Origin of the sequence: Streptomyces olindensis, from assembly GCF_040645895.1 — a bacterium.
In the GTDB taxonomy this organism is placed as follows: domain Bacteria; phylum Actinomycetota; class Actinomycetes; order Streptomycetales; family Streptomycetaceae; genus Streptomyces; species Streptomyces olindensis.
Window position 1 is genome coordinate 25073 of record NZ_JBEYZD010000047.1, and the last position, 25420, is coordinate 50492.

Sequence of the window (25420 nt, forward strand, 5' to 3'; positions counted from 1 at the left end):
GGGGCGGCGCGGCGGTGCCGGAAGTCCCGGTGAATCGTTGGTCGAATGGGTTGGCCAGAGCCTGGCCACTGCCTACCATCGATCACCGCAAGACTTTGTGCACCGTCGCACAATCTCCTCGGGAGGTCTCCTTGCACCGCCGCCGTCGCACCGCGCTCGTCCTCACCGCCGCGATCGCCGCCGCGGCGCCCCTGCTCACCGCCTGCGGGAACGAGGCGCATCCCGGCGCAGCGGCCGTGGTCGGCGGGCAGCGGATCACCGTCTCCCAGCTGGAGGAGCGGGTCGGCGAGGTCCGCGCGGCCCAGCGGGCGGCCGTGCAGAACGACGCCCAGTACCAGCAGGCCATCGCCAGGACCGGCACCCTCACCCGCGCCACCCTGCACACCATGGTCCTCGACCGGGTGCTGCACCGCGCCGCCGAGGACGCCGGGGTGACCGTCACCCGCCGCGAGATCCAGGGCATGCGGTCCGCCCTGGAGGAGCAGGCCGGCGGAGCCAAGGCGCTGGAGACGACCTGGCTGCAGCAGTACGGCATCCCGCCGCAGCGCCTCGACGAGAACCTCCGCCTCCAGCTGGAGGCCCAGAAGCTCGCCGAGAAGCTCGGCACCGACACCAACCGCCCCGAGTTCTGGAAGGCCCTGTCCAAGGCCTCCAAGGACCTGGACGTCGACCTCAACCCGCGCTACGGCACCTGGGACGTCCAGAAGAGCAGCCGCGCCGACGCCAAGACGCCGTGGGTGCGGGACGTGACGGCGGCGCAGACGCAGCAGTCCCTGTAGGGCATCCCGCCCCGCGGGGCCCTGTGGATAACTTCCGGGACTGTCGGCGGCGTGGGATAGCTTCGAATCGTGAACGCCAACAGCTCCGAAGCCACCCCGGGCCCCGAGCGGACCACCCCCGGACCTGAGCAGACCACCCCCGGCGCGGCCGCCGCCCCCGGCCGCATCGTCCTGCTCACCACCAGTCACCGCGTCGCCCCCGGTCTGCTGTCCTGGCCCGCCTGGCAGGCTCTGCACGCGGCCGACCAGGTGCTGTGCGCGGACGGCGCGCACCCGCAGCTGCCGTATCTGCGCGAGGCCGGGATCACGGTCGGTGAGGCGTCCCCGACCGCCCAGGAGCTGGTCGACAGCTGCGCCGGCGGGCGCACGGTGGTGGTCGTGGCGACGGGCGAGGGCGAACCGGCCCTGACGGACGGCCTGGCCCGCCTCGCCGGCACCGGCCGCCTCTCCATGCCCGAACTGGAGCTGCTGCCCGCCTCCTACGACCTGCCGGGCGCCCGTCTCCTCGACCTCGTGCAGGTCATGGACCGCATCCGCGCCGAGTGCCCCTGGTCGTCCCAGCAGACCCACAAGGGCCTCGCCAAGTACGGCATCGAGGAGGCGTACGAACTGGTCGAGGCGATCGAGGAGGGCGACCGCGACGAGCTGCGCGAGGAGCTCGGTGACGTCCTGCTCCAGGTCGTCTTCCACGCCCGCATCGCCGAGGAGGACCTGGACGCCCCCTTCTCCATCGACGACGTGGCCGGCGGCATCGTCGCCAAACTGATCCACCGCCACCCGCACGTCTTCGGCGACGCGACGGCCACCACCCCCGAGGAGGTCAAGGAGCACTGGCTGCGCACCAAGGCGGTCGAGAAGCAGCGCTCCTCGATCACCGAGGGCATCCCGCTCGGCCAGCCCGGCCTGGCCCTCGCCGCCAAGCTCGCGTCCCGGGCCCGCACCGCCGGCCTGGACATACCGCTCCCGCCCGTCGAAGGCATCGGCTACGACCTGCTGGCCCTGGCGGTCCGCGCCGAGGCGGAGGGCGTCGACCCGGAGGCGGCCCTGAGAGCGGCGGCCCGCGCCTACCGGGACGCGATCAGGGAGACCGAGAGCTGAGCGGACCGGCAAGGGGGAGCGGCGGCGGGCCGGATACGGTCGGGGGGTGACCGACCAGTCCGAGCCCAGCACGTCCGCTCCCGCCCCCGACCAGTCCGAGCCCAGCACGTCCGCTCCGGCCCCCGACCTGTTCACCTGGGAGTTCGCCAGCGACCCCTACCCCGCCTACGCCTGGCTCCGCGAGCACGCGCCCGTCCACCGGACGCGGCTGCCCAGCGGTGTGGAGGCCTGGCTGGTCACGCGGTACGCCGACGCCAAGCAGACCCTCGCCGACAACCGGCTCTCCAAGAACCCGGCGCATCACGACGAACCCGCGCACGCCAAGGGCAAGACCGGGATCCCCGGTGAGCGCAAGGCCGAGCTGATGACGCACCTGCTCAACATCGACCCGCCGGACCACACGCGGCTGCGGCGGCTCGTGTCCAAGGCGTTCACGCCCCGCCGGGTCGCCGAGTTCGCGCCACGCGTGCAGGAGCTGACCGACGACCTCATCGACGGGTTCGCGCGGCAGGGGTCCGCCGACCTGATCCACGAGTTCGCCTTCCCGCTCCCCATCTACGCCATCTGCGACCTGCTCGGCGTCCCCCGCGAGGACCAGGACGACTTCCGGGACTGGGCGGGCATGATGATCCGCCACCAGGGCGGGCCCCGGGGCGGTGTCGCGCGGTCCGTGAAGAAGATGCGCGGCTACCTCGCCGACCTCATCCACCGCAAGCGGGAGGCCCTGCCCGCCGAACCCGTCCCCGGCGAGGACCTCATCTCCGGTCTCATCCGCGCCTCCGACCACGGCGAGCACCTCACCGAGAACGAGGCCGCCGCCATGGCGTTCATCCTGCTGTTCGCCGGGTTCGAGACCACCGTCAACCTCATCGGCAACGGCACCTACGCCCTGCTCACCCACCCCGGGCAGCGCGCCCGCCTCCAGACCTCCCTCGCCGCCGGCGAGACGGGCCTGCTGGAGACCGGCGTCGAGGAACTCCTGCGCTACGACGGCCCTGTCGAGCTCGCCACCTGGCGGTTCGCCACGCGGCCGCTCACCATCGGCGGGCAGCACATCGACGCGGGCGACCCGGTCCTCGTCGTCCTGGCCGCCGCGGACCGGGACCCGGAGCGGTTCGCCGACCCGGACGTGCTCGACCTCTCCCGCCGCGACAACCAGCACCTCGGCTACGGCCACGGCATCCACTACTGCCTGGGGGCCCCGCTAGCCCGCCTGGAGGGCCAGACCGCCCTCGCCACCCTTCTCACCCGCCTCCCGGACCTCCGGCTCGCGGCGGATCCGGCCGACCTGAGGTGGCGCGGCGGCCTCATCATGCGGGGGCTGCGCACCCTGCCGGTGGAGTTCACACCGGCATGACAGCCCGCCCTCACCACTGGGGCGAACGGCTAAACATGACACGCCGTCAGACCTGTGATCTTCACGTGATCTGCGCGGCATGAACTTGTGACAAGTGATCGTCTGCCGATACGTTCACCCATCAGCGCGGCCGGGCCTCTGCGCCGCGCCGGTCACTGCTGTCTCGCGAAAGGTCTCCGTATGCTCTCCGGGAACGGTCGGCACCGTCGCCCCCGCCAGGCTCCGGCTCTCCTCGTCGCGGCCGGAGTGACCGGCTCCGCCATCGCGATCCCGCTCCTCGGGGCCTCCGGTGCCAGTGCGGCCGACGGCACGACCTGGGACCGGGTCGCGGACTGCGAGACCGGCGGCGCCTGGAGTCAGAACAGCGGCAACGGCTACTACGGCGGCCTCGCGCTCTCCCAGGAGGACTGGGAGAACCACGGCGGTCTCGACTACGCCGCGAGTGCCGACCTGGCCAGCCGCGCCCAGCAGATCGCCGTGGCCGAGAGAATCCTCGCCGACCAGGGGGTCGGCGCCTGGCGCACCTGCGGACTGCTCTCCGGCCTCCAGCAGGACTCGAAGTCGGGTGCATCCGACTCATCCGACTCGTCCGATCCGACCGACTCGCCGGGATTGCTCGACTCCTCCGATTCGACCTCCTCGTCGGCCGACTCGTCGACTCCTTCCTCGTCCCCTTCGACGTCCGAGTCCCCTGACGCGCCGTCGACGTCGAAGGACGAACCGGCTGACTCCGACAAGTCGTCCGATTCCGGAGAGTCCGCGTCCCAGGGCCGGGAGCCTGACAGCTCCCCCTCGGCCACGTCCGGAAGCGGCGAGTCCGACAATTCGCGGCAGGACGGCACCTCTTCGGCGCTGACCGACACCGGCTCCGGCCGCCACCGCGGCCCCAGCGCCGATGAGAACACCGAGCCCGCCGACGGCCGTGCGAACGAGTCCACGGGCCGGCACGCCTCGCGCGGCGACGACGCGTCCCGCGACGCCACGGACGGCTCCTACACCGTCCGCGTCGGCGACAGCCTCTGGTCCATCGCCGACTCCCTTGACCTCAGCGGCGGATGGCACGCGCTCTACGCCGGCAACAAGGACGCCGTCGGCACCGACCCGAACCTCATCCGCCCCGGTCAGAGGCTCACAGTAGGGGCCGAAGCGGACGAGGAGTAGTCGGTGGGGCAGAGCGGAAACCGCGGCGGAAGTCGCCCCGAAACCGCGCGAGTTCGCGTCATGTTTCGCGGTGAATGTCCCGTATAAGTGCGGTGAGAGATAGATCTCAGAAGCCCTGATCGTCTTTGAAATTCCGTCGATCGCGTGTCTACGGTCATGACCGCTCGCCACCGCGAGCCCCGGCTGCCGCAACGCCGAATCCTGCCAGCGGCCGCACGGGAACAGTCGTCGCGTCAAGCGCCGTAGGCAGGAGCGGGGGACCCAAGGTAGGTGCCCGACCGGACAGTTGTGCCGGACGGGCTTGGGGTGAAGCCGCGTCCCGGGAGGGGCGCGGCCGGGCAACTCAACCGGCCCGAACCCGACAGCTCACCTCGCAGGCGTCGGTGAGGGGATCCATCCATGCTGTTTTCCGGCAAGGGCAAGCACCGTCGTCCGTCCAAGGCCACTCGCGCCATCGCCGTCGCCGGTGTCGCCGGCGCCGCCGTCGCCGCCCCGCTGATGGCGGCCGGCAACGCCTCCGCCGCCACCGCCTCCGAGTGGGACGCCGTGGCCCAGTGCGAGTCCGGCGGCAACTGGTCCATCAACACCGGCAACGGCTACTACGGCGGCCTGCAGTTCTCCGCCTCCACCTGGTCCGGCTACGGCGGCACCAAGTACGCCTCCACCGCCGACCAGGCCACCAAGGCCCAGCAGATCGAGATCGCCGAGAAGGTCCTGGCGAGCCAGGGCAAGGGTGCCTGGCCGGTCTGCGGCAAGGGCCTGTCGAGCGCCGGCTACACCGGCGGCGGCTCCTCGAGCGACTCCGGCAGCTCCGCGCAGCAGAGCACCGAGACCCGCGAGACCCAGCAGCAGCCGGCCTCCCGCTCCGACGAGCGCCCGGCCGCGAAGAAGACCGTCACCACCCCGACCGGCAAGAAGGTCAAGAAGGGCGATGGCGAGTACAAGGTCGTCAAGGGCGACACCCTCAGCTCCATCGCCGCGGAGAAGAAGGTCAAGGGCGGCTGGGAGAAGCTCTACGAGCTGAACAAGGACATCGTCGAGGACGCCAACCTCATCTACCCGGGCCAGCAGCTGCACCTGAAGTAAGCAGCGGCCCGCCCGTCCCCAGGGGGCGGCCCGCCCGCCCCCCACAGGGCCGCCCGCCCGCCCCCACGGGCACGGCCCACCCCCGTCCCCACGGGCTCCCCGCCCCGGCGCGTGTTCCCCCGTACGCGCCGGGGCGGGGTTTTTTCCGCCGGGCTTTGCGCTTCGGCTTTGTTCCGTTCGGAAACAATTTACTCTCGGTTCTGTCCATGGGGTGGGCGACCCGGTGGCCGATCGCCCGGAGCCGGTTAGGCTCATGTCGCGAGCCACCGGCCCGCACCTCGCCGGGTCCACGCGACCCGCGTCACCGCGTCACATGAAGAAGGAGATGCTCGTGCCGTCCATCGACGTCGTCGTAGCCCGGGAAATCCTGGACTCCCGAGGCAACCCCACGGTCGAGGTCGAGGTCGGCCTCGACGACGGCAGCACCGGTCGTGCCGCCGTCCCGTCCGGCGCCTCCACGGGCGCCTTCGAGGCCATCGAGCTCCGCGACGGCGACTCGAACCGCTACCTCGGCAAGGGTGTGGAGAAGGCCGTCCTCGCGGTCATCGAGCAGATCGGCCCGGAGCTCGTCGGCTATGACGCCACCGAGCAGCGCCTGATCGACCAGGCCATGTTCGACCTGGACGCCACCGACAACAAGGGCTCCCTCGGCGCCAACGCCATCCTCGGCGTCTCGCTCGCCGTCGCCCACGCCGCCTCCGAGGCCAGCGACCTCCCCCTCTTCCGCTACCTGGGCGGCCCGAACGCGCACCTGCTGCCGGTGCCGATGATGAACATCCTGAACGGTGGCTCGCACGCCGACTCCAACGTGGACATCCAGGAGTTCATGATCGCCCCGATCGGCGCGGAGTCCTTCTCCGAGGCCCTGCGCTGGGGCGCCGAGGTCTACCACACGCTGAAGAAGGTCCTGAAGAGCAAGGGCCTGGCCACCGGCCTCGGCGACGAGGGCGGCTTCGCCCCGAACCTCGGCTCCAACCGCGAGGCCCTCGACCTCATCCTCGAGGCCATCAAGGAGGCCGGCTACACCCCCGGCGAGCAGATCGCCCTGGCGCTCGACGTCGCCGCGTCCGAGTTCTACAAGGACGGCTCCTACACCTTCGAGGGCAAGAGCCGCTCGGCCGCCGAGATGACCGAGTACTACGCGGAGCTGGTCGAGGCGTACCCGCTGGTCTCCATCGAGGACCCGCTGTTCGAGGACGACTGGGAGGGCTGGAAGACCATCACCGACAAGCTCGGTGACAAGGTCCAGCTCGTCGGCGACGACCTGTTCGTCACCAACCCCGAGCGCCTCGCCCGCGGCATCGAGGAGGGCGCGGCCAACGCGCTCCTGGTCAAGGTCAACCAGATCGGTTCGCTCACCGAGACCCTGGACGCCGTGGAGCTGGCCCAGCGCAACGGCTTCAAGTGCATGATGTCCCACCGCTCCGGCGAGACCGAGGACGTCACCATCGCCGACCTGGCCGTCGCCACCAACTGCGGCCAGATCAAGACCGGCGCCCCGGCCCGCTCCGAGCGCGTCGCCAAGTACAACCAGCTGCTGCGCATCGAGGAGATCCTCGACGACGCCGCGGTGTACGCCGGCCGCTCGGCCTTCCCGCGCTTCAAGGGCTGATCGCCGAAAGGCCCGACTCGTAAGAGGCAGCGTCGTACGTACGTCCCCGTACCCGGTCCCGTACCGTGTCCGGGGACGTACGCGCGTATGACGGCGGAGCGGGAGGCGGACGCACATGGCCGTGAAGGACCGGGACCGGTTCTCCACCGCGACCAGGATCCGGCTGCTCGGCGAGCAGACCGCGGCCCGGGTCTACCGCTCCCAGACCAAGCGGCAGGCCCGCCGCTCCCGGCTGACCGGCCGGGCCGCGCTGCTCGCGCTGGTGATGTGCTCGCTGATCGTGGCGCTGGCCTACCCGATGCGGGAGTACGTCTCCCAGCGCGCCGAGATCGACGACCTGCAGCGCGAGCAGCAGCAGGCCCGCCAGCGCGTCGAACGACTGCGCGACATGAAGGCGCGCTGGCAGGACGACGCCTACGCCGAGCAGCAGATCCGGCAGCGGTTGCACTACGTCATGCCGGGGGAGACGGGGTTCATCGTCGTCGACCCGCACGCGGCGAAGCAGTCGCGCGCCGACCTCGGGGCGGCCGACCGCCCCTGGTACTCGAACATCTGGGACGGGGTCGACAAGTCCGACGCCTCCGACCAGTAAATGTGACCCCAGAGAAAGACAGCCTGAAGACAGTCATGGAAACGCCCCCGCCGACCACTCCGCGCACCGAGCCCACCGACGCGGACGTCGAGGCCTTCAAGCAGCAGCTCGGTCGGCCCCCGCGCGGCCTGCGGGCCATCGCGCACCGCTGCCCCTGCGGACAGCCCGACGTCGTCGAGACGGCCCCGCGGCTGCCGGACGGCACGCCGTTCCCCACGCTGTACTACCTGACGTGCCCGAAGGCGAACTCGGCCATCGGCACGCTGGAGGCGAACGGCGTGATGAAGGAGATGACCGAGCGGCTGGCCTCGGACCCGGAGCTGGCGGCCTCCTACCGGGCGGCGCACGAGGACTACATCCGGCGCCGTGACGAGATCGAGGAGCTGAAGAACTTCCCGAGCGCCGGCGGCATGCCGGACCGGGTGAAGTGCCTGCACGTGCTGGTGGCGCACTCGCTGGCCGCGGGTCCCGGGGTGAACCCGCTGGGCGACGAGGCGCTGGCCATGCTGCCGGAGTGGTGGCGCAAGGGCGCCTGTGTGACGACCGCCGAGGAGGACGCCCAGTGACCCGTGTCGCCGCCGTGGACTGCGGTACGAACTCCATCCGCCTCCTGGTCGCCGACGCCGACCCGGCGACCGGTGAGCTGACCGACCTGGACCGCCGGATGACGATCGTCCGGCTCGGGCAGGGCGTCGACCGCACCGGCCGGCTCGCGCCCGAGGCGCTGCAGCGGACCTTCGCGGCGTGCCGCGAGTACGCCGCGATCGTCAAGGAGCACGGGGCGGAGCGGCTGCGGTTCGTGGCGACCTCCGCCTCCCGGGACGCCGAGAACCGGGACGAGTTCGTGCGCGGCGTGCTGGACATCCTGGGCGTCGAGCCCGAGGTGATCTCCGGGGACCAGGAGGCCGAGTTCTCCTTCACCGGCGCCACCAAGGAGCTGGCCGGGCGCGACCACCTGCCCAAGCCCTACCTGGTGGTGGACATCGGCGGCGGCTCGACCGAGTTCGTCGTCGGCGACGACCACGTCCGGGCGGCCCGGTCGGTGGACATCGGCTGCGTCCGCATGACCGAGCGGCACCTGGTCCGGGACGGCGTGGTGAGCGACCCCCCGACCGAGGAGCAGATCGCGGCGATGCGGACCGACATCGAGGCCGCGCTCGACCTCGCCGAGGAGACGGTGCCGCTGCGCGAGGCGCGGACGCTGGTCGGCCTGGCCGGCTCCGTGACGACCGTGTCGGCGATCGCCCAGGAGCTGCCCGAGTACGACTCGGAGGCCATCCACCACTCCCGGGTCTCCTACGAGCGGGTCCGGGAGATCACCGAGTGGCTGCTGCGCTCCACGCACGCCGAGCGGGCGGCCGTGCCGTCCATGCACCCGGGCCGGGTCGACGTGATCGGGGCGGGTGCCCTCGTACTCCTGTCGATCATGGAGCGGATCGGCGCGGAGGAGGTCGTCGTGAGCGAGCACGACATCCTCGACGGCATCGCGTGGTCGGTGGCGTAGTCCGCTTCAGGAAGGTCCGGGCCCGCTTCTGAGCAGGCATGGATCACGAATGAGCGGCTCCGAGGGGTCCGGAGGGGCCCCTCGGCGACAGCCCGTCGGAAAAGTTCGTGAAGTTCTTCACAAGGAATTCGGCCCTCCCGGGCGACGAGAAGGGTCCGGTTGACCCGTCCGGGGGGCGAACGGCCCTTTGAACATGTTCAGAAGCATGGTATGGAGGTGTCCGGGAAGGGGTCCGGCACCGACCTCCGGGAGGGCCTCACAGGGGCTCCTCCGACCCAGAGAGGCAGCTCACGCGGCATTGACAACGGTCCGGGGTGCACAAACGATCCCGATTGTCATCATGACGTGGATCACGCGAGCCGCGGAGGATAGCACACACCCTGCGCAAGCTTGTGAAGGGGCGCACGAGCCACCCCCCTGAAGCGGGTGGATACTCGATGGCATGAGCACCACGGAGCGTCCCAGGATCCTCGTAGTAGGCGGTGGGTACGTAGGCCTGTACGCAGCTCGGCGCATCCTCAAGAAGATGCGTTACGGAGAGGCGACCGTCACGGTCGTCGACCCCCGGTCGTACATGACCTACCAGCCCTTCCTCCCGGAAGCCGCCGCCGGCAACATCTCCCCGCGCCACGTCGTCGTCCCGCTGCGACGCGTGCTGCCCAAGGCGGAGGTTCTCACCGGCCGGGTCACCACCATCGACCAGGACCGCAAGGTCGCCACGATCTCCCCGCTGGTCGGCGAGGCGTACGAGCTGCCCTTCGACTACCTGGTCGTCGCGCTCGGCGCGGTCTCCCGCACCTTCCCGATCCCCGGCCTCGCCGAGCAGGGCATCGGCATGAAGGGCATCGAGGAGGCCATCGGCCTGCGCAACCACGTCCTCGAGCAGCTCGACAAGGCCGACTCCACCACCGACGAGGAGATCCGCCGCAAGGCGCTCACCTTCGTCTTCGTGGGCGGCGGGTTCGCCGGTGCGGAGACCATCGGCGAGGTCGAGGACATGGCCCGCGACGCGGCGAAGTACTACAAGAACGTGTCCCGCGAGGACATGCGCTTCATCCTCGTCGACGCCGCCGACAAGATCCTCCCCGAGGTCGGCCCCAAGCTCGGCAAGTACGGCAAGGAGCACCTCGAGGGCCGCGGCGTCGAGGTCTACCTGTCCACCTCCATGGACTCCTGCGTCGACGGCCACGTGGTGCTGAAGAACGGCCTCGAGGTCGATTCCAACACCATCGTCTGGACCGCCGGCGTCAAGCCCAACCCGGTCCTCTCCCGCTACGGCCTGCCTCTGGGGCCCCGCGGCCACGTCGACTGCGAGACCACGCTCCAGGTCAAGGGCACCGACTACATCTGGGCCGCGGGCGACAACGCCCAGGTCCCGGACCTCGTCGGCCGCAAGGCGGGCAACGAGAACGCCTGGTGCCCGCCGAACGCCCAGCACGCGCTGCGCCAGGCCCGGGTCCTCGGCGACAACGTCCTGTCCGGCATGCGCGGCTTCCCGCAGAAGGACTACTCGCACGCCAACAAGGGCGCGGTGGCCGGTCTCGGCCTCCACAAGGGCGTCGCGATGATCGTCATGGGCAAGATGAAGATCAAGCTCAAGGGCCGTCTCGCCTGGTACATGCACCGTGGCTACCACGGCCTGGCGATGCCGACCTGGAACCGCAAGATCCGCGTCTTCGCCGACTGGACCCTCGGCATGTTCCTCAAGCGCGAGGTCGTCTCGCTCGGCGCCATCGAGACGCCGCGCGAGGAGTTCTACGAGGCCGCCAAGCCGGCCCCGGTCGCCGCCGCGCCGAAGGAGAAGACCGAGGAGAAGGCCAAGGCCTCCTGACCTCCGGTCCCTCACCGGCCTGACGAAGGGCCTCCCGCCGTCCGTGGTGCGGGAGGCCCTTCGGCGTGCGTGGGGCGCGTGTGCGCCGAAGGGCGACCGGCGACCGGTTTTGCACAGACATGACGCGTGCCGGGGACTGCGCCGAAGCCCCGCAGATGTTTACGTGGTGTCGGACATTCCGGGATTCAAGTCACGGAGGTGTACACCATGGCAGACGCCGCGCAGCGACTGCAGGGCCTCTTCGCACAGGTGCTGGACGCACCGCTTCCCGTGCGCATCCGCGCCTGGGACGGTTCGCAGGCGGGCCCGCCGGGCGCGCCGACTCTGGTCGTACGCAACCGCCGCGCCCTGCGCCGTCTGCTGTGGAAGCCCGGCGAACTGGGCCTGGCCCGCGCCTGGGTGGCGGGCGACCTCGAGATCGAGGGCGACCTCTACACCACGCTCGACCTGCTGGCCGGCCTCATCTGGGAGCGCGGTGAGGACGCCCGCACCCTCGCCCAGGCCCTGCGCGACCCCGAGGTCCGGGCCGCCGTCCGCGGACTCGTCAAGCTCGCCGGCCCCCCGCTGCCGCCCGCCCCGCCGCGCGAGGAGGCCCGCAGGCCCCGCCGCCACCTGCACACCAAGCGCACCGACAGACGCGCCATCAGCCACCACTACGACGTCGGCAACGACTTCTACGAGATCGTCCTCGGCCCGTCCATGGTGTACTCCTGCGCCTACTGGCCCGCCCCGGACAGCACCCTCGAACAGGCCCAGCGCGACAAGCTCGAACTCGTCTGCCGCAAGCTCGGCCTGAAGCCCGGTCAGCGGCTGCTCGACGTCGGCTGCGGCTGGGGTTCGCTGGCCATCCACGCCGCTCGCGACCACGGCGTGAGCGTCGTCGGCGTCACGCTCTCCCAGGAGCAGGCCGCCTACGCCCGCAAGCGCGTCGCCGACGAGGGGCTCACCGACAAGGTCGAGATCCGCGTCCAGGACTACCGCGACGTCCGCGACGGGCCGTACGACGCCGTCTCCTCCATCGGCATGGCCGAGCACGTCGGCGCCGACCGCTACCTGGAGTACGCCGCCGACCTGTACGACCTGCTCAAGCCCGGCGGGCGGCTGCTGAACCACCAGATCGCCCGCCGCCCGCAGCGGGACGAGACGACGTACCACGTCGACTCCTTCATCGACTCCTACGTCTTCCCCGACGGGGAACTCCAGCCCATCGGCATGACCGTCACCCAGCTGGAGAGGGCCGGCTTCGAGGTGCGCGACGTGGAGTCGATCCGCGAGCACTACGCCCTCACCCTGCGCCGGTGGGTCGCCCGTCTGGAGGCCGACTGGCAGCGCGCCGTCCGGCTCACCAGCCCCGGCCGCGCCCGCGTCTGGCGCCTGTACATGGCCGCCTCCGCGCTCGCCTTCGAGCACAACCGCATCGGCGTCAACCAGGTCCTGGCCGTGCGGACACCGGAGTCGGGCGCCTCCGGGATGCCGTTGCGGGCCCGCACCTGGGGCGCGCCCGGCCGCGACTGACCCGGACCGACGACAAGGGCCGGTTCCCCCGCAGCGGGGGAGCCGGCCCTTCGGTGTGCCGCGGCGCGGCGTGGTCACTCGGCCTTGATGGCGTTCAGCATGTTCAGCCGGGCGGCGTTGCGGGCCGGCCACATCGCGGCCAGGACGCCGACCAGACCGGCCAGCACCAGGAAGATCCCGATCCGGTCCCAGGGCAGGACCAGCGCGTACCCCGGGATCTGGTCCGCGAAGGTCTCGCCGATGGCCCAGCCGAGGAACGCCCCGAGAGCGATGCCGACCACCGCGCCGAACACCGAGATGACCACGGCCTCCAGCCGGACCATCCGCTTCACGCGGCGCCGGTCCAGACCGATGGCGCGCAGCATGCCGATCTCCTGCTGCCGTTCGAAGACCGACATCGCGAGGGTGTTGACGACGCCCAGCACCGCGATGATCAGAGCCATCGCCAGCAGGCCGTACATGACGTTCAGCAGGGTGTTGATGACGCCGCCGAACTCGTTGCGGATGTCCTGCTTGTCCATCACGGTGATCGCCGGGTTGTCGCCCAGCGCGTCGACGATGACCTTCTCGTTCGCCGCGGACTGGCCGCCGTCGACCTTCACGAAGATCTGCCGGATGAACGGCTTCGTCTCGTGCCGGTCCACGATCTTCCGGTCGACGAGGACGGGGGAGAGGAACTCGCTGTCCTTGTAGACGGCGCCGACCGTCAACGTGGCCTTCTTGTCGTCGCCGAAGGTGACCGGGACGGTGTCGCCGGTCTTCCAGCCCCTGCTCTTCGCCGTCTTCTCGGCGACCGCGATCCGGCCCTCGGCGAGCGAGGCCGCGCTGCCGCTGACGACGTCGACGGTCAGGACGTTCTCGATGTCGCCCGGGGTGACGGCGGAGGCGGACACGTAGTCCTTGCCGTCGACCTGGAAGTAGGCGTCCTGCTGCGGCGAGAGGGCGGACACGCCCTTCGCCTTCCGCAGCGCCGTCAGCGCGGACTCGTCGAGGTCACCGCCGTTGGCCATCGAGACCATGTAGTCGGCCTTGATGTTGTCGGTGGTCATCTTGTCGATGGCCGTGCCGACCGTGACGCCGAGCACCGACAGGCCGGTCACCAGCGTCAGCCCGATCGCCAGCGCCGAGGCGGTGGCTCCGGTGCGGCGCGGGTTGCGGACCGCGTTCTGGCCGGCGAGCTTGCCCGCCACTCCGAAGGGGCCGACGAGCAGCGGACGGACGAGCGCGATCACGGGCCGGGACAGCAGCGGGATCAGGATGATCACACCGATCAGCGCGAGGAACGCGCCCGCCCCGATGTACATCCGGCCGTCGTCGCCGCCGGTCGAGGCACCCGCCACGATCCCCACCGCGCCGAGGGCGGTGACGGCAGCGCCGATGGAGTTGCGCAGCACCAGCGACTTGGTGGTGGCCACCGCGTGGACGCTGTTCATGGCCGCCACCGGCGGGATCTTCGCGGCCCGGCGGCCGGGCAGCCAGGCGGCGAACGTCGTGATGAGCACGCCCACCGCGAACGCCGCGATCACCGGCGTGGCGGACAGGACCAGCGGACCGTCCGGCATCTTCATGTCGAAGGCGGCCATCCCGGAGCGCAGTCCGACGGCCAGGCCGATGCCGAGGGCGAAGCCGACGGCCGAGGCGACCAGGCCCACCAGCGCGGCCTCGGCGAGCACCGAGCGGGTGATCTGCCTGCGGGACGCGCCGACGGCGCGCATCAGGGCGATCTCCTTGGTGCGCTGGGCGACCAGCATCGTGAACGTGTTGGAGATCAGGAAGATCCCGACGAAGAGCGCGATGCCCGCGAAGCCGAGCAGGACCTGCTTGAGGTTGCCCAGACCCTGCTCGATCTGCTCGGCCTGTTCGTCGGCGAGCGCCTGGCCGGTCTGCGCCTCGGCGGTGTCCGGCAGCAGCGGCTTGACCGCGTCCAGGATCTTCGTGTCGTTCGCGCCGGGGGCGGCGGTGACGGTGACGCTCTCGAAGTAACCCGGCTTGAGGTACTGCTTCTGGGCGACGGCGGTGTCGAAGAGGACGAGGCTGCCGCCGGCGTTCACGGCACCGTCCTCGGTGGTGAAGACACCGCTGAGGGTGTACTCCTTCACCGGGCCGTTGGTCGCGACGCGCACCCGGTCGCCGACCTTGTATTCGCCCTTGGCCGCGGATTCCTTGTCCAGGGCGATCTGGTCGTCCTTCACCGGGCCCGAACCGTCGGTGAAGGTGTACGCGGGGTCCTTGCCGTCCTTGCCGGGGGCGAAGTTGGAGCCCTTGTTGGACCAGCCGACGCCGATCAGCTTCCCGTCGGGGTCGGCGACCCCGGCGAAGCCCTCGACGCGGCCGTACACCCCGGCGACGCCGTCCACGGCGGAGATCCTGTCGAGGTCCTTGCCGGTCAGGCCGGGCGCCTTTTCGGGATCGTCCGGGTCGGCGTACGCGGTGACGGAGACGGCGACGTCGTCATAGCTCTTGGCCGACTGGTTGCGGAAGGCGTTGGAGAGGGTGTCGGCGAAGACCAGGGTGCCGGAGACGAACGCGACGCCGAGCATCACGGCGAGCACGGTCATCAGCAACCGGGCCTTGTGCGCGAGTACGTTGCGCAAGGCGGTACGGAACATGGGTTCTTCTTCTCAGTCCTGTCGGTCCTGACGGGGGATCAGCTGGTGCGGCCCTTGGCGTCGAACTCCTTCATGCGGTCCAGGACCGAGTCGGCCGTGGGCCGGTGCATCTCGTCGACGATCCGGCCGTCCGCCAGGAAGACCACCCGGTCCGCGTAGGCCGCGGCCACCGGGTCGTGGGTCACCATGACCACCGTCTGGCCCATCTCCCGCACGGAGTTGCGCAGGAAGCCCAGCACCTCGGCGCCGGAACGGGAGTCGAGGTTGCCGGTGGGCTCGTCACCGAAGATGATCTCGGGCCGGGAGGCCAGCGCCCGGGCCACGGCGACGCGCTGCTGCTGACCGCCCGACAGCTGGGAGGGCCGGTGGCCGAGCCGGTCCGCGAGACCGACCATGCGGATCACCGAGTCCAGCCACTGCTTGTCCGGCTTGCGGCCCGCGATGTCCATCGGGAGGGTGATGTTCTCCAGGGCCGTCAGGGTCGGCAGCAGGTTGAAGGCCTGGAAGATGAAGCCGATCTTGTCCCGGCGCAGCTTGGTCAGCTGCTTGTCCTTCAGGGAGCCCAGCTCGGTCTCGCCGATGCGCACGGATCCGGAGGAGAACGTGTCGAGGCCGGCCACGCAGTGCATCAGGGTCGACTTGCCGGAGCCGGAGGGGCCCATGATCGCGGTGAACTCGGCCTGCCGGAAGTTGACGGAGACCCGGTCCAGGGCGACCACCTGGGTCTCACCCTGCCCGTAGATCTTCGACAGATCCGTGGCGCGCGCGGCCACGGTGGTGGCCCGGTCGGCGAGGGATGCGGTGGTCACGGGATGGCACTCCTGTCGGGACGACGGTGTTGAGGAAGGACGTGTTCCATCGTCCGGGTGCCACGCCGCCGTGTAGTCACCCGTTGTTCCGGTTCCGGGGACCGACTGCGGGCTGACCGAGGCGGGCAGTGTCATACCTGGGGATGACGGCCGCCCCTGAGGGGGCGCGGTGTCGCAGGCCGCGTGCGCGAGGTGTCGAGAACAGGTGGAGTGCCCTTGTTCGGACGGTGAAATTCCGTCATTCCGCATACGCGGCCGACGGTCGCGCGTAAGGCTATTGGCAAGTGCGGATGGCGCGTTCCACGTGCTGATGCACCCTCAGACGTCAATAAAATAAGACAACATCGGTCCGCTCTTCCGCTGTTCGGGGGACCCGTCCCGATAGTGTCGGAACCTCGATGCGGAGCCCATGGCCTGCCCGGATGGTGGAATGCAGACACGGCGAGCTTAAACCTCGCTGCCCCTTCGCGGGCGTGCCGGTTCGAGTCCGGCTCCGGGCACTTTCGCACGCACCGCGTCCGATGAGCCGAGAAGGCCGGTTTTCCTCACACTCGTCCGTGTCGCCGACCGCGGTCCTTCATTTGGTCATGAACATGCATAGGCCGTGTGGTTTTCAGGCCGCGTTCCGCCCGAATCGAAAAGTCGAATCCGTCGATCCCTATGCCGCGGCACGCACGGCCGTCCGACGAACCGTCCGGCACCTGGCCGGACGCCCGCCCTGTGCGCCGGGACCGGCGCCCCATTCGCGTCAACCTGTTGACCGATTTCACTCCTGTGTCAGCGGCTCTCGTGCGAGAGACTATTACAGTCGAGCTTGGCGGCTCCGGGGGGAGCGAAGGGCGCACGTCTTGGGGGAGACATGACCGTGGTGACCAATCCGGCCTTGTCGAGGCCGATGTGAGTGGCCGTCACCTGATCTCGATAGTCTCGGCCGTGGGCGTCTCCACAACGCAGTGTTACCCGGGGCCTGTGCCACAGGTCTCCGTGTGAGTTCTGGCCCGGGTCGCGCAACTGGCAGACGCAACCGCCTTAAACGCGGTCGAGTGTGGGTTCGACTCCCACCCCGGGCACCAACCGCCGGCCCGCCTCTCGGGGGCGGGCGTCCTTGTGCGGTCGCTCAGAGCGAGGCGAGGGCCATTCGAGGGGTTCGCGGTGTACCCGTTGACAGCGGTCGCATGCCGTCGGAGACTCACATCCAACAATGGTGAAGAAAAGTTCACCACACGAACGGATGAGAAGAGGGCGTCCGATGCGCACCACCGTCGGCATCATTGGAGCCGGCCCCGCCGGCCTCCTCCTCGCCCGGCTGCTGCACAACGCCGGCATCGACTCGGTCGTCCTGGAGAGCCGCGACCGCGCCTACGTCGAGCGGCGGCAGCGGGCCGGGATCCTGGAGCAGGGCACGGCGGACGTGCTGCGCGCGGCCGGCGCCGGGGAGCGCATGGACCGCGAGGGACTGCGCCACGACGGCATAGAGCTGCGCTTCGACCGCCGCCGCCACCGCATCGACTTCCCCGCCCTCACCGGCGGCCGGTCCGTGATGGTCTACGCCCAGACCGAGGTCTGCAAGGACCTCATCGCGCTCCAGCTCCGGGAGGGCGGCCCCCTGCTGTTCGAGGCAGAAGCCCTGGCCGTGGAGGACGCGGGCACCGACGCCCCGCGCGTCCGCTTCCGGCACGAGGGCCGCGAGGACGTCCTGGAGTGCGAGTACGTCGTCGGCTGCGACGGCTTCTGGGGCGTGTCCCGCCAGGCGATCCCGGCCGCACTGACCCGGGTTTTCGAACGGACGTACCCCTTCGGCTGGCTCGGCATCCTCGCCGACGTGCCGCCCTCGCACGACGAGCTGGTCTACGCCCGCCACGACCGCGGCTTCGCCCTCCTCTCCATGCGCTCCCCGGCCGTCTCCCGCCTCTACCTCCAGGTGCCCGACGGCACCGACGCCGAGGCCTGGAGCGACGAGCAGATCTGGGACGAGCTGGAGCGCCGCTTCGAGACCGCCGACGACTGGCGCCTGGAGCGCGGCCCGATCACCCAGAAGTCGGTCACCCCCATGCGCTCCTACGTCCACGAGCCCATGCGCCACGGCCGCCTCTTCCTCGCCGGCGACGCCGCGCACATCGTGCCGCCGACCGGGGCCAAGGGGCTGAATCTCGCCGTCGGCGACGTCGTGACGTTCGCCCGGGCCCTGGCGCACGAGAAGGAGACGGGCTCACCCGAGCTGCTCGACGCCTACTCGCAGACCTGCCTGCGCCGCGTCTGGCAGGCCGAGCGGTTCTCCTACGACATGACGACCCTCCTGCACCGCACCCCCGACGCGAGCCCCTTCGACGACCGGCTCCAGCTCGCCCGGCTGGAGCGCATCGCCTCCTCCCGCGCCGCCGAGACCGACCTGGCCGAGGGATACACGGGTTTCCCGTTCGGGTGAGGTAAGACCGGCGTCAGCGGGTGGTCTCCGACCGGTTCCGGACGTGTCGCAGCTTGGTGATGAATGAGCCCCTCCGGTGAGGGGAATCACGAAGCGGCGTAGCGTGTTGCGCTGCACGACGAGGGAAAGATCCTCCCCAAGCAGTAGGGTCATTCCTTTGCCTACCTATTACTCTTGAGCCAAGGCCACGCAGTGTGGCCATGGAGGAGTGAAATGAGGAGCAGAAACCCGGTCTTCTCGCGACGGGGGTTCAGCCGCGACAACGGCTACGCGGGCTTCAACACCGCGCCGCAGGCCGGGGGTCCCGCTGTCGCCACCCAGGGCAACCCGTACGCGCAGCCGACGGGCAACCCGTACGCGCAGAACCCGTACGCGCAGAACCCTTACGCCCAGCAGGACCTGCAGCACGGCGCGCCGCCGCAGGCCCCGGCCACCACCGGCCGGATGACCATCGACGACGTCGTCCTGCGCACGGCGAGCACGCTCGGTGTGCTCATCCTCACCGCCGCGCTCTCCTGGGCCCTGCTGCCCGTGGACGACGCCAACATCAGCCGCAGCTACGGCATCGGCATCGGTGCCGCGCTGATCGGCATGGTCCTGGCGTTCGTGCAGTCCTTCAAGCGCAAGGCCTCGCCCGCGCTGATCCTGGCGTACGCCGCGTTCGAGGGTGTCTTCCTCGGCGTCGTGTCCAACATCGTCGACAACCGCATCGCCGACGGCGCGGCCATGCAGGCCGTGATCGGCACCATGGCGGTCTTCGCCGGTGTGCTGATCGCCTACAAGGCCGGCTGGATCCGCGTCAACCGCCGCTTCTACGGCTTCGTGATGGCGGCGGCGCTCGGCTTCATCCTGCTGATGACCGTGAACCTGCTGTTCGCGGTGTTCGGCGGCGGTGACGGCCTCGGCTTCCGCAGTGGTGCCCTCGGTGTCGTCTTCGGCATCATCGGCATCATCCTCGGCGCCTGCTTCCTCGCCCTGGACTTCAAGCAGGTCGAGGACGGCGTCGCCTACGGCGCCCCGCGCGAGGAGGCCTGGCTCGCGGCCTTCGGCCTGACGCTGACGCTGGTGTGGATCTACCTCGAATTCCTGAGGCTCATCTCGATCCTCAACAGCAACGACTAGTTCTCGACGGTCGTAGCGCGAAGGGCCCCGGCTCCGGCCGGGGCCCTTCGTCGTCTGCCGGGCGGTGCGCCGCCTAGAGCAGTTTGCGCGCGGCCCTCCTCAGGTCGTACTCGTGGATGATCGCCTTGGCGTGGCCGTACGCCAGATTGTGTTCGTGCCGGAGCCAGCTGACCTTTTCCTCGAAGCGGAAGAGTGCCGGGCCTTCTTCGACGGTGCGCAACCAGTCGGCGATTTCACGACCGGTGCAGTGGGGGATGCGGGCGAGCATGTTGCGGTGGGTCTCTTCGGAGAAGACTTGGGACATCGGCGCCTCCGGACGCTGGGATGTAAGCCGGTCCTTCAGGTCACGGTGCCTGAGTGTTCGCCCGTTGGCAACAGTCCCGGTGCGACGCGTACGCTCGCGGCGTGGTTGATACGACGCCTCTGACCCGTGCGGTGGATCACTTCGCCGATCGTTTGAGGGCCGCGCCCCAGAGCCGGTTGCAGCGGGGCGCTGCTGCTGAGGCTCTCGGGCTCGCCCGGGAGTTGGCCCGGAGGGCGCAGGTGCTGGAGGGCGTGGAGCCTCGGGAGATGCCGGATGCGGGGATGTTTGCGGCCGCAGATCAGATCACTGTGGCCGGGCATGATCTGGCGGTGGTGATCCCCAGTGATGCCGATGTCGATGACGCGGTGCGGGTGGTCGAGGAGGCGCAGAAGCGGGCGGGGGTTTAGCGCGGTTCCCCTGAACTACAGGGACGCGATGACCCGGTCGGCCAGGATGTAGACGTTCTCGTCGCCGCACTCGAAGGTCAGTGTGTAGGCGCCCGAGACGCCCGAGCCGCCCAGGAGGGTCGGCGTCTGGCCCGATCGCAGGGCTGCGGACAGGCGCTCCGCCGTCTCGCGGTGGCCCGGGGTCATGCACAGGGTCGTGCCGTCGGCGAAGACGTAGACGTCGAGGGTGCCGAGGGGGCCCGGGCGGACGTCCGTCAGTTCCACGCGGGACGCGGCCAGCTCCTCCAGGGTGGCGACCGTGCGCTCGTGGTCGTTCACGACCGGCGACGGGTTCGGCACAAAGTCCGGGTGGGAGGGGTGACGGCGGCGGGCCGCGGCCAGCTCGGCGGACTCGCCGGCCGGCTCCTCGGTGTCCGCGCCGGGCTCGGATACCGGCTCCAGGCCCGCGAAATCGGCCTGCCGGGGCAGGAACAGATCGGGATCGGACAGGCCCAGCAGGGACGGGGCGTCGGAGGCGTCACGGGCTTCCTGGGCGGCCCAGAAGGCGCGCGCCTCGGCGAGCTCCCGCTCCCGCTCCTCGGCCAGTGCCGCCGCCACGGCGGCCCGTATCTCGTCGGTGTCGGCAGTCGTACGGGCGGCGGGCAGCAGTGCGCGGGTGGTGGCGGCACGGCTCTCGGCCAGCGCGGTGTGCAGGGCCGCGACCTGTCGGCGCAGCTGCAGGACGGTGCGCAGGACGGCGACGCCCACGGCGCCCGTGGCGGCCGTGGTGACCAGCAACGCGATCGGCATGGCGCTCACTGACGTACTCCCGGTTCAAAGTCGACCCCCGACTTCCTACATCAGCTTGAAGGGCGGACTAACCAGCTGTCAGTGCGTAACGTCACGAAACGGACAGGGCTTCGGTGTCGGGGGAGGGGGTGGGGCTGCTGTGACCTGGGCTTCTCTCCGTGCCAAGGGAGATAGGTCACATCCTGGGGGAGATTGGATCACAAAACAGCCCAGAACCCCGGGGTTTCCGGGGTCCTGGGCCCAAGCCTCACAGCGTGTGCTATGGCGACTACGCAGGGGCGCTCAGCTGAGGCGCTCGATGACCATGGCCATGCCCTGGCCGCCGCCGACGCACATCGTCTCCAGGCCGAACTGCTTGTCGTGGAACTGGAGGGAGTTGATGAGCGTGGTGGTGATGCGGGCGCCGGTCATGCCGAAGGGGTGGCCGACGGCGATGGCACCGCCGTTGACGTTCAGCTTCTCCAGCGGGATGCCGAGGTCGCGGTAGGAGGGGATCACCTGGGCGGCGAACGCCTCGTTGATCTCCACCAGGTCGATGTCGTCGATGGTCAGCCCGGCCCGCTTCAGGGCCTGGTTGCTCGCCTCCACCGGGCCGAGGCCCATGATCTCGGGGGAGAGGCCGGAGACGCCGGTCGAGACGATCCGGGCGAGCGGGGTGAGGCCGAGCTCGCGGGCCTTGGTGTCGGACATGATCACGAGCGCGGCGGCGCCGTCGTTCAGCGGGCAGCAGTTGCCGGCGGTGACCAGGCCGTCGGGGCGGAAGACCGGCTTCAGGCCCTGCACGCCCTCCAGGGTGACGCCGGCGCGGGGGCCGTCGTCCTTGGAGACGACTGTGCCGTCGGGGAGCGTGACCGGGGTGATCTCGCGCTCCCAGAAGCCGTTCTTGATGGCCTCCTCGGCGAGGTTCTGCGAGCGGACGCCGAACTCGTCCATGTCCTGGCGGGTGACGCCCTTGGCGCGGGCGAGGTTCTCGGCGGTCTGGCCCATCGCGATGTACGGGTCGGGCAGCAGGCCGTCCTCGCGCGGGTCGTGCCAGGTGGAGCCCTCGGACTGGGCGGTCGCGGCCGTGCGGGCCTCGGCGTCGGCGAAGAGCGGGTTGTGCGTGCCGGGCATGTCCGAGCTGCCGTTGGCGTAGCGGGAGACCATCTCGACGCCGGCCGAGATGAAGACGTCGCCCTCGCCGGCCTTGATGGCGTGCAGGGCCATGCGGGAGGTCTGCAGGGACGAGGAGCAGTACCGGGTGATGGTGCAGCCCGGCAGGTGGTCCATGCCCATCTGCACGGCGACGATGCGCCCGAGGTTGTGGCCCTGCTCGCCGCCGGGCAGGCCGCAGCCGAGCATCAGGTCGTCGATGTCCTGCGGGTCCAGCTCGGGGACCTTGGCGAGGGCGGCCTGGACGATCGTGGCGGTGAGGTCGTCCGGGCGGAGGTCCTTGAGGGAGCCCTTGACGGCGCGGCCGATGGGGGAGCGGGCGGCTGAGACGATCACGGCTTCGGGCATCACGGCTCCATTGACGTACCGGGTGGTCTGGCTGGGCTGTCTGGGAAGTTACCCGTACGTATGGGCTGGGTCACGGGTGTCGCGGTGTGACCCTGACCGCAGTTTTCTAAGCGCTTGCTTTTCCCGGGTGGGGCGTAGGAGCCCGGTTGGCGCAGGAGCCCGGTGGCGCCTCTCAGTTCGACGGCGTGGCGGGGGTCGGTTCCTGCTCGGGCAGCCGCCGGCGCCGGCGGCGCTTCAGCAGGGCCCACGGCCCCCTCGGGCCGGACGGCATCGCCGCCGCGACCTCCGTGCCCGCCTCCGAGGCGGCCTCGGCCGCCGCCCGTGCCACCGGCAGGAAGCCCTCGCGGCGCGAGGCGTCCGGGCGCTCCTCCTCGGCCGGCCAGAGGCCCAGAGAGGCGCAGACGGTCGGCAGGACCGCCATCGCCGCCGTCGCATAGCCCTCGGCGGAGGGATGGTAGTTGTCCGGGCCGAACAGCTCGCGCGGGTTCGCGGCGAACTCCGGGCCCAGCAGGTCGCCCAGGGACACGGTGCGGCCGCCCTGTTCGACGACTCCGATCGTCTGGGCGGCCGCCAGCTGGCGGGAGGCCCGTCGGGCCAGCCAGCGCAACGGTTGCTGGACCGGCTCGATCGTGCCCAGGTCGGGACAGGTGCCGACCACGACCTCCGCGCCGGCCGTGCGCAGCCGCCGCACCGCCGAAGACAGGCAGCGGACCGAGCGGGTCGGGGGCATGCGGTGGGTGACGTCGTTCGCGCCGACCATGATCACGCAGATGTCGGGCACCGGATCGGGCGCGGCCAGCACCAGGGCCACCTGGCGGTCCAGGTCGTCCGAGCGGGCACCCGGCGTCGCCACCGTGCGCAGCTCCACCGGGCGTTCCGCCAGGGCCGCCACGCCCGAGGCCAGCAGCGCCCCCGGGGTCTGCCCGGCGCGGTGCACGCCCTGGCCGGCGGCCGTGGAGTCACCCAGCATGGTCAGCCGCAGCGGCGGCTGCTCGGTGGAGACGGCGTACGTACGGCCGTAGAGCCCGTCCGCGTTCGGCACGTGCGGTGACGTGCCGTTGCCCACCCGGCGCCGCGCCAGCTGCGCCTCCGCCAGCAGCAGCCCCACGGTCGCCGCCCCGGCCAGACCGATCCCGCCGCCGCCGTACGCGGCGCCGGCCGCGATCCGCCGGGCCACCCGCGCCCTCGACATGCTCGTCATGCGTCGCCGCCACCTCCTCGAACCCGTACACCCAGTGCTTGCCCCGTACGGACCGTCGCCCAATCTCAACGGCGAGTGAACGACCGTCACGGACGACGGGCAGCACATAGGCTGGCGGCACCACTAAGACCACTTCTGCGGCATCCGGAGACAACGGTGCAGTTCCACGACTCGATGATCAGCCTCGTCGGCAACACCCCGCTGGTGAGGCTCAACAGCGTGACCAAGGGCATCAGGGCGACCGTCCTGGCCAAGGTGGAGTACTTCAACCCCGGCGGGTCCGTGAAGGACCGCATCGCCCTGCGCATGATCGAGGCCGCGGAGGAGAGCGGCGCGCTCAAGCCCGGCGGCACGATCGTCGAGCCGACCAGCGGCAACACCGGCGTCGGGCTCGCCATCGTGGCGCAGCAGAAGGGGTACAAGTGCATCTTCGTGTGCCCCGACAAGGTGAGCACCGACAAGATCAACGTGCTGCGCGCGTACGGCGCCGAGGTCGTCGTGTGCCCGACCGCGGTGGACCCCGAGCACCCGGACTCGTACTACAACGTCTCCGACCGGCTCGTGCGCGAGACGCCCGGGGCCTGGAAGCCGGACCAGTACTCCAACCCCAACAACCCGCTCTCCCACTACCACTCCACCGGCCCGGAGCTGTGGGAGCAGACGGAGGGGAAGATCACCCACTTCGTGGCGGGCGTGGGCACGGGCGGCACCATCTCCGGCACCGGGCGCTACCTCAAGGAGATCAGCGACGGCAGGGTGAAGGTCATCGGCGCCGACCCCGAGGGCTCCGTCTACTCCGGCGGCTCCGGGCGGCCGTACCTCGTCGAGGGCGTCGGTGAGGACTTCTGGCCCACCGCCTACGACCGCACCGTCGCGGACGAGATCGTCGCCGTGTCCGACAAGGACTCCTTCCAGATGACCCGCCGCCTGGCCAAGGAGGAGGGCCTGCTCGTCGGCGGCTCCTGCGGCATGGCGGTCGTGGCCGCGCTGGAGGTCGCCGCGCGGCTCGGCGAGGACGACGTCGTGGTGGTCCTGCTGCCGGACAGCGGCCGCGGCTACCTCAGCAAGATCTTCAACGACGAGTGGATGGCCGACTACGGCTTCCTGGAGGACGCGGGCCCGAGCGCCCGCGTCGGCGACGTCCTGAACGACAAGGAGGGCGACCGCATGCCCTCCCTCGTCCACATGCACCCGGAGGAGACGGTCGGCCAGGCCATCGACGTGCTGCGCGAGTACGGCGTCTCGCAGATGCCGGTCGTCAAGCCCGGCGCGGGCCACCCCGACGTGATGGCCGCCGAGGTCGTCGGCTCGGTCGTGGAACGCGAGCTGCTGGACGCGCTGTTCAGCAAGAGCGCCTCGCTCGACGACCCGCTGGAGAAGCACATGTCGGCCCCGCTGCCCCAGGTCGGCTCCGGCGAGCCCGTCGCCGACCTGATGGCCGTCCTCGGCAAGGCGGACGCGGCGATCGTCCTCGTCGAGGGCAAGCCGACCGGTGTGGTCAGCCGGCAGGACCTGCTGTCCTTCCTCGCCCGTACGGGGAAGTGAGGGAGAACCTCCGGTGAACCGCCCGTGAACCGGGTGAACTTGCGGCGTCCGCGATCTTCGTGGACTTCGCGGAAGTGGTACGAGCGTGTCACGTTCGCGCAGCACCCGCTTAACACGGGTCCTGCACATTAGGGGGTGTCGGCAGGGCGGGAGCGGCTCCCCGCCCCGGCCGGC

21 protein-coding genes, 2 tRNA genes and 1 riboswitch are annotated in these 25420 nt (G+C 70.5%); of the genes, 17 read left to right on the forward strand and 6 right to left on the reverse strand.

The features are described from left to right. Positions 1–131 precede the first annotated feature (131 nt). The 11 genes from ABZ948_RS27235 (at position 132) to ABZ948_RS27285 (ending at position 12535) form a co-directional block, all read left to right on the forward strand. Positions 132–779, forward strand: coding sequence for a SurA N-terminal domain-containing protein (locus ABZ948_RS27235; RefSeq protein WP_359763745.1), 648 nt, complete (start codon positions 132–134; stop codon positions 777–779). Between the two features lie 69 nt (positions 780–848). Next, positions 849–1877: a nucleoside triphosphate pyrophosphohydrolase gene (locus ABZ948_RS27240; protein WP_359763746.1), complete on the forward strand. Its 1029-nt coding sequence runs from the start codon at positions 849–851 to the stop codon at positions 1875–1877. 46 nt (positions 1878–1923) lie between these two features. Next, complete coding sequence (locus tag ABZ948_RS27245; RefSeq protein WP_359763748.1) at positions 1924–3234, forward strand: cytochrome P450 family protein; 1311 nt, start codon at positions 1924–1926, stop codon at positions 3232–3234. Between the two features lie 180 nt (positions 3235–3414). Then, positions 3415–4395 (forward strand): LysM peptidoglycan-binding domain-containing protein, encoded by a 981-nt coding sequence (locus ABZ948_RS27250; RefSeq protein ID WP_359763750.1) that lies wholly within the window; start codon positions 3415–3417, stop codon positions 4393–4395. A 228-nt stretch (positions 4396–4623) separates the two neighbouring features. Next, positions 4624–4790, forward strand: a riboswitch (cyclic di-AMP (ydaO/yuaA leader). A gap of 4 nt (positions 4791–4794) precedes the next feature. Continuing rightward, complete coding sequence (locus ABZ948_RS27255; protein WP_359763751.1) at positions 4795–5481, forward strand: transglycosylase family protein; 687 nt, start codon at positions 4795–4797, stop codon at positions 5479–5481. A gap of 331 nt (positions 5482–5812) precedes the next feature. Further along, complete coding sequence (gene eno / locus ABZ948_RS27260) at positions 5813–7093, forward strand: phosphopyruvate hydratase (protein ID WP_031117962.1); 1281 nt, start codon at positions 5813–5815, stop codon at positions 7091–7093. A 115-nt stretch (positions 7094–7208) separates the two neighbouring features. Continuing rightward, positions 7209–7685, forward strand: a complete 477-nt coding sequence (locus ABZ948_RS27265) for an FtsB family cell division protein (RefSeq protein WP_359763753.1) — start codon at positions 7209–7211, stop codon at positions 7683–7685. 35 nt (positions 7686–7720) lie between these two features. Then, positions 7721–8251, forward strand: a complete 531-nt coding sequence (locus tag ABZ948_RS27270; protein ID WP_190053880.1) for a DUF501 domain-containing protein — start codon at positions 7721–7723, stop codon at positions 8249–8251. Beyond that, positions 8248–9189, forward strand: a complete 942-nt coding sequence (locus ABZ948_RS27275; protein WP_359763755.1) for a Ppx/GppA phosphatase family protein — start codon at positions 8248–8250, stop codon at positions 9187–9189. Before ABZ948_RS27270 ends, ABZ948_RS27275 begins: the two co-directional genes overlap by 4 nt. 442 nt (positions 9190–9631) lie before the next feature. Then, positions 9632–11020: an NAD(P)/FAD-dependent oxidoreductase gene (locus tag ABZ948_RS27280; protein ID WP_359763757.1), complete on the forward strand. Its 1389-nt coding sequence runs from the start codon at positions 9632–9634 to the stop codon at positions 11018–11020. 207 nt (positions 11021–11227) lie between these two features. Beyond that, positions 11228–12535, forward strand: a complete 1308-nt coding sequence (locus ABZ948_RS27285) for a class I SAM-dependent methyltransferase (protein ID WP_359763758.1) — start codon at positions 11228–11230, stop codon at positions 12533–12535. Positions 12536–12609: 74 nt separating this feature from the next. Here the strand turns inward: ABZ948_RS27285 and ABZ948_RS27290 are convergent, their stop codons facing one another. Continuing rightward, on the reverse strand, positions 12610–15144 hold the full coding sequence (locus ABZ948_RS27290) for an ABC transporter permease (RefSeq protein ID WP_359763760.1): 2535 nt from the start codon (positions 15142–15144) through the stop codon (positions 12610–12612). A 38-nt stretch (positions 15145–15182) separates the two neighbouring features. After that, positions 15183–15953: an ABC transporter ATP-binding protein gene (locus ABZ948_RS27295; protein WP_359763762.1), complete on the reverse strand. Its 771-nt coding sequence runs from the start codon at positions 15951–15953 to the stop codon at positions 15183–15185. Between the two features lie 416 nt (positions 15954–16369). Here ABZ948_RS27295 and ABZ948_RS27300 point away from each other — a divergent pair. The 4 genes from ABZ948_RS27300 (at position 16370) to ABZ948_RS27315 (ending at position 19500) form a co-directional block, all read left to right on the forward strand. After that, positions 16370–16453: transfer RNA gene (locus ABZ948_RS27300), tRNA-Leu, on the forward strand. 496 nt (positions 16454–16949) lie between these two features. Then, positions 16950–17026 (forward strand) — tRNA-Leu (locus ABZ948_RS27305). Positions 17027–17202: 176 nt separating this feature from the next. Beyond that, a complete protein-coding gene (locus tag ABZ948_RS27310; protein WP_359763764.1) occupies positions 17203–18378 on the forward strand; it encodes a 4-hydroxybenzoate 3-monooxygenase in 1176 nt (391 codons plus the stop codon). A gap of 213 nt (positions 18379–18591) precedes the next feature. Then, the gene (locus ABZ948_RS27315) at positions 18592–19500 is read left to right on the forward strand and encodes a Bax inhibitor-1/YccA family protein (RefSeq protein WP_359763766.1); all 909 of its coding nucleotides are present in this window, start codon (positions 18592–18594) and stop codon (positions 19498–19500) included. A 73-nt stretch (positions 19501–19573) separates the two neighbouring features. On the opposite strand, the gene ABZ948_RS27320 is transcribed toward ABZ948_RS27315, so the two are convergent. After that, entirely contained in the window at positions 19574–19804 is a 231-nt protein-coding gene (locus ABZ948_RS27320) for a DUF4287 domain-containing protein (protein ID WP_031119260.1), read from the reverse strand. A gap of 101 nt (positions 19805–19905) precedes the next feature. On the opposite strand from ABZ948_RS27320, the gene ABZ948_RS27325 reads away from it, so the two are divergent. Beyond that, positions 19906–20211, forward strand: a complete 306-nt coding sequence (locus ABZ948_RS27325) for a hypothetical protein (protein ID WP_359763768.1) — start codon at positions 19906–19908, stop codon at positions 20209–20211. 15 nt (positions 20212–20226) lie between these two features. On the opposite strand, the gene ABZ948_RS27330 is transcribed toward ABZ948_RS27325, so the two are convergent. The 3 genes from ABZ948_RS27330 to ABZ948_RS27340 all read right to left on the reverse strand — a co-directional run bounded on the left by ABZ948_RS27330 (position 20227) and on the right by ABZ948_RS27340 (position 23701). Continuing rightward, a complete protein-coding gene (locus tag ABZ948_RS27330) occupies positions 20227–21009 on the reverse strand; it encodes a hypothetical protein (RefSeq protein ID WP_359763770.1) in 783 nt (260 codons plus the stop codon). 273 nt (positions 21010–21282) lie between these two features. Then, a complete protein-coding gene (locus tag ABZ948_RS27335; RefSeq protein ID WP_359763772.1) occupies positions 21283–22500 on the reverse strand; it encodes an acetyl-CoA C-acetyltransferase in 1218 nt (405 codons plus the stop codon). Between the two features lie 172 nt (positions 22501–22672). Then, positions 22673–23701: an SGNH/GDSL hydrolase family protein gene (locus ABZ948_RS27340; protein ID WP_359763774.1), complete on the reverse strand. Its 1029-nt coding sequence runs from the start codon at positions 23699–23701 to the stop codon at positions 22673–22675. A gap of 156 nt (positions 23702–23857) precedes the next feature. Here ABZ948_RS27340 and ABZ948_RS27345 point away from each other — a divergent pair, with 156 nt between their 5' ends. After that, on the forward strand, positions 23858–25246 hold the full coding sequence (locus ABZ948_RS27345; protein WP_359763776.1) for a cystathionine beta-synthase: 1389 nt from the start codon (positions 23858–23860) through the stop codon (positions 25244–25246). The last annotated feature ends 174 nt before the right edge of the window (positions 25247–25420 follow it).